This is a genomic window from Streptomyces sp. DvalAA-43 (genome assembly GCF_900091725.1).
Lineage (GTDB): Bacteria > Actinomycetota > Actinomycetes > Streptomycetales > Streptomycetaceae > Streptomyces > Streptomyces pulveraceus.
This window is the reverse complement of record NZ_FMBW01000026.1, coordinates 67558-82956: the sequence shown is the minus strand read 5'-3', so window position 1 is coordinate 82956 and position 15399 is coordinate 67558. Positions and strand designations below refer to the sequence as shown.

The window sequence follows — 15399 nt, the reverse complement described above, 5'->3', positions numbered from 1 at the left end:
CGGATCAGCTCGTCCCTGGTCGACGGATCGGCTGGTTCCCGGTGAACGGATCGGCTTGTTCCTGGTCGGCGGATCGGCGGCGGCAGAACGGGAGCGGCGGCCCCCGGAGATCCGGGAGCCGCCGCGCCGCGAGGGTGTCAGGCCTTGCGGGCGCGGGTCGCCTTCTTCGCCGCGGGCTTCTTCGCCGCGGCCGCCGCGGCGGTCTTGCCCGTCCCGGCCGTCTTGGCGGTGGCGGACTTCGTCGTCCGTCCCGCGCCCGTCCTGGCCGTCGCCGTCTTCCTCGCCGGGGCCGCCTTCGCGGCGACCGCCTTCTTCGCGGCCGTCTTGCGCACCGGCTTGCGGGCCGCGGGCACCGCGGCCTCGCTCACCCGCTCCGGGTCCAGGATGCCCTGGAGGAACTTGCCGGTGTGGCTGGCCGGAACCCCGGCGACCTCCTCCGGCGTCCCCTCGGCGATGACCAGACCGCCGCCGCTGCCGCCTTCGGGGCCCATGTCGATCACCCAGTCCGCGGTCTTGATCACATCGAGGTTGTGCTCGATGACGATCACCGAGTTGCCCTTGTCGACCAGCCCGGAGAGGACCTTGATGAGCTTGCTGATGTCCTCGAAGTGCAGACCCGTGGTCGGCTCGTCCAGGACGTAGACCGTGCGGCCGGTGGAGCGCTTCTGCAGCTCGCTGGCGAGCTTCACTCGCTGGGCCTCACCGCCGGAGAGCGTCGGCGCGGACTGGCCGAGCCGCACATATCCGAGGCCCACCTCGTTGAGCGTACGGAGGTGGCGGGCGATCGTCGGAACGGCCTCGAAGAACTCCAGGCCCTCCTCGATCGGCATGTCCAGCACCTCGGCGATGGACTTGCCCTTGTAGTGGACCTCCAGGGTCTCCCGGTTGTAGCGCGCTCCGTGGCAGACCTCGCACGGGACGTACACGTCCGGCAGGAAGTTCATCTCGATCTTGATGGTGCCGTCGCCGGAGCAGTTCTCGCAGCGGCCGCCCTTGACGTTGAAGGAGAAGCGGCCCGGCAGATAGCCGCGCACCTTCGCCTCCATCGTCTCCGCGAACAGCCTGCGGACATGGTCGAAGACGCCGGTGTACGTGGCCGGGTTGGACCGGGGCGTGCGGCCGATGGGCGACTGGTCGACGTGCACCACCTTGTCGACCAGGTCGTCGCCGTCGACCCGGGTGTGCCGGCCGGGCACCGACTTGGCGCCGTTCAGCTCGCGCGCCAGGTGTGTGTAGAGGATGTCGTTGACCAGCGTCGACTTCCCTGAACCCGAGACGCCCGTGACGGCCGTGAGCAGGCCGAGCGGGAAGGAGACGTCGATGTCCTGGAGGTTGTTCTCCCGGGCACCGTGCACCGTGAGCACGCGCTGTGGGTCGACGGGGCGCCGGATGCCGGGCATCGGGATCGACTTCTTGCCGGTCAGATACTGACCGGTGATCGACTCTCCGTTGGCCAGCAGCTCCTTGAGCGATCCGGAGTGGACCACCTTGCCGCCGTGCTCACCGGCGCCGGGGCCGATGTCGACGACCCAGTCGGCGACCTTGATGGTGTCCTCGTCGTGCTCGACGACGATGAGCGTATTACCCATGTCGCGGAGCCGGACCAGGGTCTCGATCAGCCGGTGGTTGTCCCGCTGGTGCAGGCCGATGGACGGCTCGTCCAGCACGTACAGCACGCCGACCAGACCGGAGCCGATCTGGGTGGCGAGCCGGATGCGCTGGGCCTCGCCGCCGGACAGGGTGCCGGCCGCGCGGTTGAGCGAGAGGTAGTCGAGGCCGACGTCGACCAGGAACTTCAGCCGCTCGTTGACCTCCTTCAGCACCCGCTCGGCGATCTTCTTGTCGCGGGCGTTGAGCTTCATCCGGCCGAGGAAGTCGGCGCACTCGCTGATCGACATCGCGGCGACCTGGGCGATGGACTTCTCCATCACCGTCACCGCGAGGACGATCGGCTTGAGCCGGGTGCCCTCACAGGCCGGGCAGGGCACCTCGCGCATATAGCCCTCGAAGCGCTCCCGGCTGGAGTCGCTCTCGGCGTCCGAGTGCCGCCGCTTGACGAACTGCACCGCGCCCTCGAAGGCCGGGGTGGTGTACGCGCGCTCCCGCCCGTAGCGGTTGCGGTAGCGGACCTCGGTCTGGATCTTGTGGCCGTGGAGCAGGGCCTTCTTGGCCCGCTGCGGCAGCCCGGCCCAGGGGATGTCCGTACGGAATCCGAGGGCGTCGGCGAGCGCGTCGATCTGTCGGCCGAAGTATTCCTTGGTGTGGCCGTGCGACCAGGGGTGGATCGCGCCCTCGTCGAGCGACTTCTCCTCGTCGGGGACGATCAGCTCCGGGTCGACCTCCATCCGCGTGCCGATGCCCGTGCAGTCGGGGCAGGCGCCGAAGGGCGAGTTGAAGGAGAAGGAGCGCGGTTCGAGCTCCTCGAAGGAGAGGTCGTCGTACGGGCAGTAGAGGTGCTCGGAGTACATCCGCTCGCGCTCGGGGTCGTCCTCGGGGAGGTCGACGAAGTCGAGCACGACCATGCCTCCGGAGAGGCCGAGCGCGGTCTCGACCGAGTCGGTCAGCCGGCGCTTGGCGCTGTCCTTCACCGTGAGACGGTCGATGACCACCTCGATGGTGTGCTTCTCCTGCTTCTTCAGCTTGGGCGGCTCGGAGAGCTGGATGGTCTCGCCGTCGACCCGGGCCCTGCTGTAGCCCTTGGTCTGCAGATCGGCGAAGAGGTCGACGAACTCTCCCTTGCGCTCGCGCACCAGCGGCGAGAGCACCTGGAAGCGGCTGCCCTCGGGCAGGCCGAGCACCTTGTCGACGATGGCCTGCGGCGACTGGCGCGAGATGGGCCGGCCGCACTCCGGGCAGTGCGGCTTGCCGATCCGGGCGAAGAGCAGCCGGAGGTAGTCGTAGACCTCGGTGATGGTGCCGACCGTCGAGCGCGGGTTGCGCGAGGTCGACTTCTGGTCGATGGAGACGGCGGGCGAGAGGCCCTCGATGAAATCGACGTCCGGCTTGTCCATCTGACCGAGGAACTGGCGGGCGTACGAGGACAGGGACTCCACGTAGCGCCGCTGGCCCTCGGCGAAGATCGTGTCGAACGCGAGAGACGACTTGCCCGACCCGGAGAGCCCGGTGAAGACGATCAGGGAGTCGCGGGGGAGGTCGAGCGAGACGTTCTTGAGGTTGTGCTCGCGAGCGCCACGGACGATGAGACGGTCGGCCACGCCGGTCCGCACCTTTCTGGAGAGAAATGGGGGAACTGAGCCCCTGTCCCAGGGTATGGGGGGCGCCACAGCGATGTACGAAGCTTTCGACTCCGAGCGTATAGCACGCACATTCGATTTATGGACGGCCACGGACTCCTTCACCCGAATGAGTGGCGAGGCTAGGCTCAGCCTCATGATTGATCATGCGCGCGACCTGGACGCCGTACGTGAAGCAACCGATCGACTGCTCAGCGCCACCGGAAAATTGGACGCCGACGCACTCACCGAGCCGTCGCGGCTGCCGGGCTGGAGCCGGGGCCATGTCGTTGCGCACCTCTCTCGTAACGCCGACGCGCTCGTAAATGTTCTCCAGGGCCGGCCCATGTACGCAGACAGCGAAACCCGCGACCGCGACATCGAGCGCGGCGCGCCCCGGTCGCAGGCCGAACAGCTGGCCGACCTGGCCGGGAGCGCGGACCGCTTCGAGGCCGCCGCCTCGGCTCTGGCCGACTGGTCCCGCACGGTCACCCTGCGCAACGGTGTGACGGACTCCGCCTCCCGGCTCCCCTTCCGCCGCCGCGTCGAGGTCGAGCTGCACCATGTCGACCTGGGGATCGGCTACGAGCTGGAGGACCTGTCGGACGAGTTCGTCTCGCGGGAGATCGACTTCCTCGCCGAGCGGTTCGGCGGGCACCCCGATGTCGTGTCCACGGAGCTGTCCGACGACCGGGGCCGGGTGTGGACGACGGGCGGCGGCGCGGAGGGCGGTCCGGTCGCGGTGCGCGGCACGGCCCCCGAGCTGCTCGGCTGGCTCAGCGGGCGGCGGGACGGGGCGACGCTGACCGTCGAGAACGGCCCCCTGCCCGCGCTGCCCCCGCTATAGGCTGAGCCGTATGACGTACAGCGGAGCGGTCAAGGTCGGCGGACCTGCGGAAGTGCATGAGCTGACGGATCTGATGATCTCCAAGGTCGCCGTCGGCGCGATGAACAACAACGCGTATCTGCTGCGCTGCCGGGCCACCGGCGAGCAGCTCCTGATCGACGCGGCCGCCGAGCCCGGGACGCTGCTGCGGCTGATCGGTGACGACGGCATCGCGTCCGTCGTCACCACCCATCGGCACGGCGACCACTGGCAGGCGCTGGACGAGGTGGTGGCGGCGACTGGGGCGCGCACCTACGCCGGGCGGTACGACGCCGAGGGCATCCCGGTCCCGACCGATGTCCTCGTCGACGACAACGACACGGTCCGGGTGGGCCGGGTGACCCTGACCGCCCGCCATCTCGTCGGTCACACCCCGGGCTCCATCGCGCTGGTCTACGACGACCCGCACGGCGCCCCGCACCTGTTCACCGGTGACTGCCTGTTCCCCGGCGGGGTCGGCAATACGCACAAGGACCCCGACGCCTTCGCGAGCCTGCTCCACGACGTGGAGACCAAGCTCTTCGACCAGCTGCCCGACGAGACCTGGGTCTACCCGGGCCACGGCCACGACACCACGCTCGGCGACGAGCGACCGCAGCTGCCGCTGTGGCGTGCCCGCGGCTGGTGACAGCGGCCGCACCGGGCCCCTGCGCATGAGGTGAGAAGCACCGGCCGGGACGGGCAACGAACCGTTGCGCGCCCCGGCCGGTGCCGGTTCCCGTCCTGCTGGACGGCTGTCCAGCCGTCCAGCTGTCCGCCGGGATCAGGCGTCTATGCCGGCGCCTTTGTCCGCGGTCTCGTCGGCGTCCTCGGCCGCTTCCGTCCGGGCCTGCTTCTTGTTGGCGACCAGGCTGGTGATCGTGGTGATCACCAGCACGCCGCAGATGACGCCGAGGGACACCGGGATGGAGATCTCGGGGACGTGCACACCGGACTCGTGCAGTGCGTGCAGCACCAGCTTCACGCCGATGAACCCGAGGATGACCGAGAGTCCGTAGCTGAGGTGGACCAGCTTCTTCAGCAGCCCGCCGATCAGGAAGTACAGCTGCCGCAGCCCCATCAGGGCGAAGGCGTTGGCGGTGAAGACGATGTACGGGTCCTGGGTCAGGCCGAAGATCGCCGGGATGGAGTCCAGGGCGAACAGCACATCGGTGGTGCCGATGGCGAGCATGACGACCATCAGCGGTGTCAGGACGCGCTTGCCGTTGTTCCGGATGAAGAGCTTGGTGCCGTGGTAGCGGTCGGCCACCCCGAAGCGGCGCTCGATCGTCTTGAGGAGACGGTTCTCCTCGAACTCCTCCTCTTCCTCGTCGGCCCGCGCCTCCTGGATGAGCTTCCAGGCGGTGTAGATCAGGAACGCGCCGAAGATGTAGAAGACCCACGAGAAGTTGGCGATCACGGCGGCGCCGGCGGCGATGAAGATCGCCCGCAGCACCAGCGCGATCAGCACACCGACCAGCAGCACCCGCTGCTGGAGGTGCGAGGGGACCGAGAACTTCGCCATGATCAGGACGAAGACGAAGAGGTTGTCGACACTGAGCGACTTCTCGGTGATGAAGCCGGCGAAGAATTCGCCCGAGGCCTGGCTCTCGCCGAAGAGCAGCAGGCCGAGCCCGAAGAGGGCGGCCAGCGCGATCCAGACGATCGTCCAGATTCCGGCTTCCTTGGTCGTCACGTCATGGGGCTTGCGCCCGATGAAGAAGTCGACGGCGATAAGGGCTGACAGACCAAGAATGGTCAGCACCCAGAGGGTCCATGAAACGTCCACTGCGCCTCCGGCAGTTCGCTACGGCTACTGATCAGCGTCGTCGCTGCCGGAGGTCTCTTCCACCCGGGCGCACGGGATGCGCGCCTCGGGCCGACGCCCCGGGACCGGTCACGGTCCGTATTGACGGGAACGCCGCGTATGGGAGTACTCCCCTCCGCTCAATGAACAGTACAGGGAACACCAAGGAAAGGTAAAGAGCAGGGTAAAGATCTTTCAAATGCACAGGTCAGGGCGGTGCGGGGGCGGAGCCGGTACGCCCGGCTCAGGAGCGCCGGGAGCGGCGGGCCGCGGCCACCTGGGCGAGCACCTGCTCCAGGACCCGGCTGCCCTGCGGGATCCGCGGCGGCTCGTACGTCCAGGCGTGCCCCACCCAGGGGTCGGCCAGGTGGTCGTCGGCGACCGGGGTGATCCGCAGCAGCGAGCGCCACAGCGGGTCGAGCACCGGCCCGTACGCCCTGGCGTCCTCCCGGTCCGCGACCATCATCAGATGGACGCCGACCGAGGGCCCCTCGTCGGCGAGGTAGCGCAGCTGGGTGACGGACCGGTCGTCGAAGCCGTGCGGGAAGTCGTTGACGATCAGCAGCTGCTCGCCCGTGTCCAGATCCGGCGGGAGCGAGTCGGCGGCGCCGGCCCGGATCGCCATCTGCACCAGGTCGACGCGCCGGGTGAGCCGGGCCAGGACCGAGGCCACGCCTCCGGCCCCGGAGGCGGGCGGACCGGCGAGCGCCCCGGACCGGACCAGAGGTGCGAGCGCCCCGGCCGCCGAGCCCGCGGGGTCGATGACATGGACCGAGAACTCGTCGGCCGGGTAGACGGCCAGCAGCCGGGCCGCGTGCGCGACCGCGGTCTCCATGGCGAGGCCGCGCAGCCGGGCGCCGTCCGTCAGGGCCGCGTCCTCGGAGGAAGTACGGCCGCTGTCGACCCAGATGCCGCGCTCCAGCGGCAGCCGGACCAGCAGCGGGATGCGCAGGCCGGGGTTCTCGGGCAGGTGGAGGTCGCCGATGCGCAGCGCCATGGGGATCTCCATCGGGACGCGGTAGGCGTGCCAGACGGGGTTGTCCCAGCCCGCGAACGGGGCGGGCAGCGCGGGTTCCACCACGGCGGCCTCGGCGGCGAGCTGGGCGAGGTCACGGTCGAGGGCCTCGCGTGCGCGCGTGGTCAGCTCGTCGCGCTTGGCCCGCGCCTCCGCTCGGGCCCGGTCCCCCGCGCCGCCGATCCGGCTGCGCGGGTCGGACAGGGTGCGTTCGAGCTCCTGGTCCATGCGGGACTCGGCGAAGTCGACGGCGCTGCGGTAGGCGGCGGTGGTGCGGGCCAGGTCCTCGAACATGCCCCAGATCTGGTTGTAGAGGCGCTCGTCCATGGACCAGCCGGTGGCGTCCCCTGCGACGGGCTGTGCGGGGCGGCCCGGCTCGGCGGGCGGCGCGGTGGGCGGGGGCGGCGGGGGCGCGGATGCCTGGCGGCGCGGGTGCGCGTAGTTGATGGGGCCGCCGGTCGTGGCGGCGGACGGCGGGGTGACCGGCTCCGCGAGCGGCTCGGGCGGCTGGGCGGCGGGCCGACGACCGTCCGGGGGCAGCACGGGGCCGGCGCCGGATCCGACCCGGTCGGCGTCGGGGGTGCGCGGCGGGGGCGGGGTGACCGAGCGGGCCGTCGCCCGGGTGACCGCGTCCTGGATCGAGCGGGCCAGCTCGGCGGCGCGGGGCAGGCCCTGGTCGGCGAGCATGGCGTCGAGGCCGCCCGCGTAGCCCTGACCGACGGCGCGCACCTTCCAGGCGCCCTGGCGGCGGTAGAGCTCCAGGGCCGCGACCGCGGATTCGGTGTCCAGGCCGGTGAGGGTGAAGGTGGCGATCTCGGTGCCGTCGAGTCCGGTGACGGCGACGAACGGGGAGGCGACCGCGCCGAACCTGACCGGGCCGCCGATTCCTGTCGGCAGGGCCAGCAGGACGGTGACCCGGTGCACCGGGGCGGGCAGGGCGTCGAGGTCCACGGCGAGGCGGTGGTCGGCGGCGGCCTGCCTGGACACCTCGATCCCGGGGAGCTGGGGCGATCCCGGGTGGGCGATCCATTCGGTGCCGCGCACCGTGCCATGCTCGTCCGCCAGCGTGGCACCGGCCACGACGGGCGTGCCGGCCGCTACCCGGATCTCCAGACGGGTCTGGGGCAAGGTGTGGTTCTGCCCCCGGACCAGCTCGGCCGTCATTGCCCTGTCCCCTCGACGATTCGCTGCTGTGCTGTGCAGTGCTCTGCGGTGCTGGTGCGACGTGTGCGACGCGGCGTGGTGCCTGCCGACGCGGTGTGCGTGCGACGCGTTGTGATGCGTATGGGTGCGACGCGATGTGGTGCAGCTCCCGGCGGCCGATGCCTCCGGGAGCTGCGCGTACCGATGTGTACCGGCTTGGCCGGACCCTGGCTACAGGTGCGGCAGGATCGCCGGCATCAGGTCCTGGAAGGTGCGGCCGTTGGCCGGGTTGCCGAGGGCGGTCATCTGCCACCCGTTCCCCGAGCGGTGCACCTTCGCCATGATCTGGGCGGTGTACTGCCCGCCGCCGTCCAGCGTGTAGCGGGCGAGCTCCTGGCCGTTGGTCTCGTCGACGATGCGGCAGAAGGCGTTCTGCACCTCCTGGAACGTCTGGCCGGTGAAGGAGTTCACCGTGAAGACGATCTGGTCGATGTGGACCGGCACCCGCTGCAGGTCGACGAGGATCGCCTCGTCGTCGCCGCCGGAACCGGCGCCGCCGACCAGGTTGTCCCCGGTGTGCTTGACCGAGCCGTCGTCACTGACCAGATGGCGGAAGAAGACCACGTCGACCGGCTGCTTGTCGGCGAAGAGCACCGCCGACGCGTCGAGGTCGATCTCCCGCGTACGCGAACCGAACAGTCCCCGGCGCGGCGCCGCCTGCCAGCCCAGCCCCATCCGTACCGCGGTCAGGGTCCCCCCGTCGCTCTTCTGCAGGCTGATGGCCTGACCCTTGGTCATATTGACCGTCACGCGCTGTCCCCTCTCCGCTTTCCCCGCAACCGTCCGTGCGCGGTTTCCCAGCACCCTACGCAGTCGCGCCGGTGACGTGACCGCTCGGGGCCGTTTTGTGTCGGTCCTGCAACACACCGAGTGCGGCGGGCTCAGGCGAGACCCGCTTCCCGCATCTGGCGCAGTTCCTTCTTCAACTCCCCGACCTCGTCGCGCAGTCGCGCCGCCACCTCGAACTGGAGGTCCGCGGCGGCCGCCCGCATCCGGTCGGTCATCTCCTCGATGATCCCGGCGAGTTCGGTGGCGGGCCGGTCGGTGACCGTTTCGCCGCCGCCCTTGGCCTTCCTGGATCCGGCCGACTTGGCGCCCAGCGCGGGCACGGGGGCCTTGGCGCCCTTGGTCTGGCGGTAGCCGGTGCCGAGCAGCTGCTCGGTGTCGACCTCCTCGCGGGCGATCGTCGCGACGATGTCGTTGATCTTCTTCCGCAGCGGCTGCGGGTCGAGACCGCGCTCGGTGTTGTAGGCGATCTGCTTCTCGCGGCGGCGGTTGGTCTCGTCGATGGCCTGCGCCATCGCCGGGGTGATCTTGTCCGCGTACATATGGACCTGGCCCGAGACGTTTCGGGCGGCACGGCCGATGGTCTGGATCAGGGACGTCCCCGAGCGCAGGAAGCCCTGCTTGTCCGCGTCGAGGATGGCGACGAGCGACACCTCGGGCAGGTCGAGGCCCTCGCGCAGGAGGTTGATGCCGACCAGTACGTCGTACTCACCGGAGCGCAGCTCGCGCAGCAGCTCGATGCGGCGCAGCGTGTCGACGTCGCTGTGCAGATAGCGGACCTGGATGCCGAGTTCCAGGAAGTAGTCGGTGAGGTCCTCGGCCATCTTCTTGGTGAGGGTGGTGACCAGGACCCGCTCGTCCTTCTCGGCGCGGGTGCGGATCTCGTGGACCAGGTCGTCGATCTGGCCCTCGGTGGGCTTGACGACCACTTCCGGGTCGACGAGACCGGTGGGGCGGATGATCTGCTCCACGAAGCCGTCGCCCCGGGACAGCTCGTACTTCCCGGGGGTGGCGGAGAGGTAGACGGTCTGGTCGATCCGGCTCAGGAACTCCTCCCACTTCAGGGGGCGGTTGTCGAGCGCGGAGGGGAGCCGGAAGCCGTGGTCGACGAGGGTGCGCTTGCGGGAGGCGTCGCCCTCGTACATCGCGCCGATCTGCGGCACGGTGACATGCGACTCGTCGAGGACGAGGAGGAAGTCCTCGGGGAAGTAGTCGAGGAGGGTGTTGGGGGCGGTGCCCGGCGAACGGCCGTCGAAATGCATCGAGTAGTTCTCGACTCCGGAGCAGGTGCCGATCTGGCGGAGCATCTCGATGTCGTACGTGGTGCGCATCCGCAGCCGCTGGGCCTCCAGCATCTTGCCCTGCTTCTCCAGCTCGGCGAGGCGCTGCTCCAGCTCCCGCTCGATGCCGTTGACCGCCTTCTCCATGCGCTCGGGGCCCGCGACGTAGTGGCTGGCGGGGAAGACGTGGAGGGACTGGTCCTCGCTGATCACCTCGCCGGTGAGCGGGTGGAGGGTGGAGAGCGCCTCGATCTCGTCGCCGAACATCTCGATGCGGACGGCGAGCTCCTCGTAGACCGGGAAGATCTCGATGGTGTCGCCGCGGACCCGGAAGGTGCCCCGGGTGAACGCGAGGTCGTTGCGGGTGTACTGGATCTCGACGAAGCGGCGCAGCAGCTGGTCCCGGTCGATCTCGTCGCCGACCTTGAGCTGGACCATCCGGTCCACGTACTCCTGGGGCGTACCGAGGCCGTAGATGCAGGAGACGGAGGCGACCACGACGACATCGCGCCGGGTGAGCAGCGAATTCGTCGCGGAGTGGCGCAGCCGCTCGACCTCCTCGTTGATCGAGGAGTCCTTCTCGATGTAGGTGTCCGACTGCGGGACGTACGCCTCGGGCTGGTAGTAGTCGTAGTACGAGACGAAGTACTCGACGGCGTTGTTGGGCAGCAGCTCGCGGAACTCGTTCGCCAGCTGGGCGGCGAGCGTCTTGTTCGGTGCCATCACGAGCGTGGGGCGCTGCAGCTTCTCGATCATCCACGCGGTGGTCGCCGATTTGCCGGTGCCGGTCGCGCCGAGCAGGACGACGTCCTTCTCGTCGGCGCGGATGCGCCGCTCCAGCTCGGCGATGGCCGCGGGCTGGTCGCCACTGGGCTGGTAGGGACTGACGACCTCGAAAGGCGCCACCGAACGTTCGATCTTCGAAACGGGCCGCATGCAACCACCGTACGACCCGCCACTGACAACCGGGCCGGGTCGGTCTGCGCACCGGGCCGAGTCGGCCGATGTACCGGGCCGGATCCGCCTGCCCACCGGGCCGGGGTCACCATTCGCCCGGCGGGGCGGGGTCGCGTGGCCGGGAGTGGAAGGATGCCGGGTCGGCGTGCGTCCCGAACCTCGGCACCTGCCGCTGGGCCGGGATGCCGGGGGGCCGGCCGGCCCCGTTCAGGGCCCTGGGGTCGTTCCAGTCCGGGGTGCCCATCACCATCAGCGGATCGAACATCACGACCACCGCGGCGAGGAGCAGGAAGCAGCCGGGGCCGATCAGCAGCGGCACGAGCGGTGCGGTCGCCCCGTCGGCCGTGGCGTTCTCGGGGAGGGCGCCGGGGTGCAGATGGACGCTGAGCGCGGCCATGCCGGTGTAGTGCATGCCGCTCACCGCGACGCCCATGACGACGCTGGCTCCGAGACTGGGCAGGAAACCATTGACGGCGACGGCCGCCCAGAGCGCGGCCGTGGCGGCCACCACGGCGATGACGACGGAGAGGGACACGGTGATCGTGTCGTACTCCAGCTGTCCTTCGAGACGTATTCCGGCCATCCCCAGGTAGTGCATGGTGGCCATGCCGAGTCCGGTGATGGTGCCGCCCGTCACCAGGGCCATTCTGGTGGCGCCGCGGTATCCGACGATGAAGATGCCGACGCCGACCATGCCGATGGCGACCGCGAGACTGGCGAAGGTGATCGGCTTGTCGTAGCCGATGGTCACCCCCTCGACGGTGAAGCCCATCATCGCGATGAAGTGCATCGTCCATATGCCGGAGCCGATGGAGGTCGCGCCGAGGGCCAGCCAGCCGGCCTTGAAGGAACGCTCGGTGCGCAGCGAGCGGTTCATACAACGCAGTCCGAGGGCTGCGCCGAGGCAGGCCATGAGGAAGGCCGCGACGGGCGTCACCGCTCCGTAGCTGAAACCGTCGATCGTGCCCTGCATGCTCGTACGCCCTTCGCGGAAGCCCGGGTTCGGGGTGACCCTAAGGCGCGAGTCCCGGCAAACAAACAGAAGAGCTGCATTTTATCGAGCAGGAATCCGGCCCGTGACCCGGTGTCGCCGGCCGCGTTCACGTTGTGGCCATCCTTCGCCTGTCCCCTGTTGGGGCGCGGCTGTCACTCTCGGCCCGTCCGCAACTCTGACGCAAGGAGTACACGTGTACGCACGCACCGCTACCGCCGCTCTCGCTGCCGCCGCCCTGATGGGAACCGGCGCCGTTCTGATGTCGACCGCCGATACGCGGACCGCGGACAGGGCCGGCGCCGGGCACGTGACCGCGGTCACCGGTGTCAGCACCGTGAGCGCCCTGACCACGAACGCGAAGCGGACCGCGCCCGTCGTCTTCGCCCACCGGGGCGCCTCGGCCTATGCGCCGGAGAACACCCTGGCCGCCGTCGACAAGGCCGATGCGCTCGGCTTCGACTGGGTGGAGAACGACGTCCAGTTCACCAAGGACGGTGTGCTGGTGGTCGTGCACGACACCGATCTGAAGCGGACCACCGATGCCGAGGAGGTCTTCCCGGACCGGACCTCGTGGGCGGTCAAGGACTTCACGGCGGCGGAGATCGCCCGGCTGGACGCGGGCAGCTGGTTCGGTCCGCAGTTCGCCGGGACCCGGGTGCCCACGCTCAAGCAGTACCTGGACCGGGTCGAGCGCAACCGGCAGAAGCTGCTGCTGGAGATCAAGAGCCCCGAGATCTACCCGGGCATCGAGAAGGAGACCCTTCGGGTGCTGCGCCAGAAGGGGTGGCTCGACCGCGCCCACGTGAAGAACCGGCTCGTGATCCAGAGCTTCGGCGCGGACAGCGTGAAGAAGGTGCACCAGCTGCGCCCGGACATCACTACGGGCTTCCTCGGCACCCCGGCGGTGGCCGAACTGCCGTCGTACGCGGCCTTCACCGACCAGATCAACCCCGCCTACACCTCGATCTCGGCCGACTACGTGGACGCGGTACACGCGCTGAAGGGCGCGCACGGCAAGAAGCTCCGGGTCAACACCTGGACGGTCAACGACGCCGAGACCGCCACGAAGGTGGCGGGCCTCGGCGTGGACGGGATCATCACCAACACCCCCGACGTGGTGCGCGAAGCCACGGGCTGACCGAGAACCGGGCCGGTTGTCAGTGGCCGGCCGTACGGTGGTTCCCATGGACAGCAACGGGGTCGTCGAGTGGGCCGTCGTCGGGAGCGACATCGGCCCGCTGCTGCTTGCCGCGACCGGCTCGGGGTTGGTGAGCGTGGTCTTCCACGCCCGTCCCGAGGTGCGGGAGAAGGCGGTCGGTCAGCTGAGGGTACGGCTCGGCGCGGAGCCGGTGGAGAGTCCCGGCTCCGCCCGGCTCGCCGAGCCGATACGTCAGCTCGCTGCGTATTTCGCGGGCTCCTCGCGGGAGTTCTCGCTCGGCCTGGACTGGTCGCTGACGTCCGGCTTCAACCGCCAGGTGCTCCGCGAGCTGGCCTCGGGGGTGCCGTACGGGACGGTCGTCGGATACGGGGATCTCGCCGGGCGGGTGGGACAGCCGGGGGCCGCCCAGGCGGTCGGGGTGGCCATGGCGTCCAACCCGCTGCCGGTGGTGGTGCCGTGCCACCGGGTGGTGGAGAGCGACGGCGGGCTGGGCGGTTTCGGCGGGGGGCTGGAGACCAAGCGGCAGCTGCTGGCCCTGGAGGGCGTGCTGCCCCAGCCGCTGTTCTGAAAGAGGGTGCTGGTCCGGCCGCCGTTCCTGAAGGGCGCAGGCGCCCCGGGGTGAGCCCGGTCCCGCGTGCCGGGACGGACCGGCCGGACCGTCCCGAACCCGGTTTCGTACCTGTGTGCGGGCTGGCACACTGCGCCAGTGACCAACACCCTCGACGCACCTGACACCCCCACCGGGCCCGGCAGTCCCGCCGCCCGGGTCCCGGCGGACGAGCTGCCCGGACTGCGGCGCAGAACGTCCGCGGTGCTCATCGGCAGCCAGATACTCGGCGGCCTCGGCGTGCCCATCGGCATCGCCCTGGCGCCCGTGCTGGCCACGGAGGTGAGCGGCTCCGAAGCGCTCTCCGGGCTGGCCCCGACCGCTTCGGTGACCGGGACCGCGCTGCTCTCGCTGCCGCTGGCCGCGCTGATGACCTCGCGTGGCCGGCGCCCCGGCCTCGTACTGGCGTATGTGATCGGTGCGCTCGGCGCGGGGCTCGTGGTCCTGTCCACCCTCGTGGAGAGCTTCCCGTTGCTGCTGCTCGGCATGGCCGGGTTCGGCGCGGGTTCCTCGGCCAATCTGCAGGCCCGGTTCGCCGCCGCGGATCTGGCCGAGCCGGACCGGCGCGGCCGGGCGATCTCCACCGTCATCTGGGCCACCACGATCGGCTCGGTCCTCGGGCCGAACATCGCCGCCCCGGTGGGCCACCTCTTCCGCGGCACCTCGATACCCGAGAAGGCGGGCCCGTTCGTCTTCGCGGCCGGGATCTTCCTGCTGGCCGCCGTGGTGGTCGGGGCGCTGCTGCGGCCGGACCCGCTGCTCACGGCAAGGGCGCTGGCGCCGCAGGGCGACGGGTCCCCGGCCGGCCGTTCGCTGCGTGCCGGGGTCACGGCGGTCCGGGCCTCGCCGATGGCACGGCTGGCGCTGGTGACGGTGGCCGTCTCGCACACCGCGATGGTGTCGATCATGGTGATGACCCCCGTCGACCTGAGCCATCACGGCGCCGGGCTCCAGCTGATCGGCCTGGTCATCAGCGGCCACATCGCGGGGATGTACGCGTTCTCCCCGGTGATGGGCTGGCTGTCGGACCGCTTCGGCCGACTCGCCGTGATCGGTCTGGCGGTCGGGCTGCTCTCCTGCGCCGCACTGCTGGCCGGAACCGCGGGCCCCAGCCACGGGCAGACGGCGGCCGGTCTCTTCACGCTCGGCCTCGGCTGGTCGGCGGGGCTGGTCGCCGGTTCGGCGCTGCTCACCGACTCCGTGCCGCAGGCGGCCCGCGCGGCCGTGCAGGGCCTGTCGGATCTGACCATGAACACGGCTGCGGGCATCGGCGGAGCCGTCGCCGGGGTCGTCGTCGCCCAGGCGAGCTACGGCTGGCTGAACGTGGCCGGGGCCTGTCTGCTGCTGCCGATGGCGGCGCTGGCGCTGCGCCGGGCGCTCGCCCGGCGCACGGAACCGGCTGCGCCCGCCGCGGCCGGTGCAGCCGATGCGGTCAATGCGACCGATGCGGTCGGCGCACCGGCACCTCCGCACGACGCCTGAGCACCCCAGGG

11 protein-coding genes are annotated in these 15399 nt (G+C 70.3%); 5 read left to right on the top strand and 6 right to left on the bottom strand.

All coding sequences use genetic code 11. The features are described 5' to 3' along the window. Positions 1-137: 137 nt before the first annotated feature. The gene (gene uvrA, locus GA0115234_RS05225) at positions 138-3215 is read right to left on the bottom strand and encodes an excinuclease ABC subunit UvrA (protein ID WP_093539658.1); all 3078 of its coding nucleotides are present in this window, start codon (positions 3213-3215) and stop codon (positions 138-140) included. A gap of 175 nt (positions 3216-3390) precedes the next feature. Between uvrA and GA0115234_RS05220 the strand changes: the two genes are divergently transcribed. Together GA0115234_RS05220 and GA0115234_RS05215 are read left to right on the top strand one after the other, a co-directional pair. Next, complete coding sequence (locus GA0115234_RS05220) at positions 3391-4080, top strand: maleylpyruvate isomerase family mycothiol-dependent enzyme (RefSeq protein WP_093539657.1); 690 nt, start codon at positions 3391-3393, stop codon at positions 4078-4080. A 10-nt stretch (positions 4081-4090) separates the two neighbouring features. Then, entirely contained in the window at positions 4091-4747 is a 657-nt protein-coding gene (locus GA0115234_RS05215; protein WP_093539656.1) for an MBL fold metallo-hydrolase, read from the top strand. Between the two features lie 135 nt (positions 4748-4882). Here the strand turns inward: GA0115234_RS05215 and GA0115234_RS05210 are convergent, their stop codons facing one another. The 5 genes from GA0115234_RS05210 to GA0115234_RS05190 form a co-directional block, all read right to left on the bottom strand. Continuing rightward, positions 4883-5887 (bottom strand): TerC family protein, encoded by a 1005-nt coding sequence (locus GA0115234_RS05210; RefSeq protein ID WP_093539655.1) that lies wholly within the window; start codon positions 5885-5887, stop codon positions 4883-4885. Between the two features lie 262 nt (positions 5888-6149). Then, entirely contained in the window at positions 6150-8084 is a 1935-nt protein-coding gene (locus GA0115234_RS05205) for a TerD family protein (protein ID WP_093539654.1), read from the bottom strand. A 210-nt stretch (positions 8085-8294) separates the two neighbouring features. After that, the gene (locus GA0115234_RS05200) at positions 8295-8873 is read right to left on the bottom strand and encodes a TerD family protein (RefSeq protein ID WP_073747806.1); all 579 of its coding nucleotides are present in this window, start codon (positions 8871-8873) and stop codon (positions 8295-8297) included. A gap of 131 nt (positions 8874-9004) precedes the next feature. Then, positions 9005-11125: an excinuclease ABC subunit UvrB gene (gene uvrB, locus GA0115234_RS05195; protein WP_093539653.1), complete on the bottom strand. Its 2121-nt coding sequence runs from the start codon at positions 11123-11125 to the stop codon at positions 9005-9007. Positions 11126-11231: 106 nt separating this feature from the next. After that, positions 11232-12119, bottom strand: a complete 888-nt coding sequence (locus GA0115234_RS05190; RefSeq protein ID WP_093539652.1) for an MHYT domain-containing protein — start codon at positions 12117-12119, stop codon at positions 11232-11234. Positions 12120-12333: 214 nt separating this feature from the next. Between GA0115234_RS05190 and GA0115234_RS05185 the strand changes: the two genes are divergently transcribed. The 3 genes from GA0115234_RS05185 (at position 12334) to GA0115234_RS05175 (ending at position 15388) form a co-directional block, all read left to right on the top strand. After that, positions 12334-13278 carry a glycerophosphodiester phosphodiesterase gene (locus tag GA0115234_RS05185; protein WP_093539651.1) on the top strand — a complete coding sequence of 315 codons (945 nt, stop codon included), beginning with the start codon at positions 12334-12336 and terminating at the stop codon, positions 13276-13278. A 46-nt stretch (positions 13279-13324) separates the two neighbouring features. Continuing rightward, on the top strand, positions 13325-13867 hold the full coding sequence (locus GA0115234_RS05180; RefSeq protein WP_093539650.1) for a methylated-DNA--[protein]-cysteine S-methyltransferase: 543 nt from the start codon (positions 13325-13327) through the stop codon (positions 13865-13867). Positions 13868-14005: 138 nt separating this feature from the next. Continuing rightward, positions 14006-15388 carry an MFS transporter gene (locus tag GA0115234_RS05175; protein ID WP_093539649.1) on the top strand — a complete coding sequence of 461 codons (1383 nt, stop codon included), beginning with the start codon at positions 14006-14008 and terminating at the stop codon, positions 15386-15388. Positions 15389-15399: the final 11 nt, after the last annotated feature.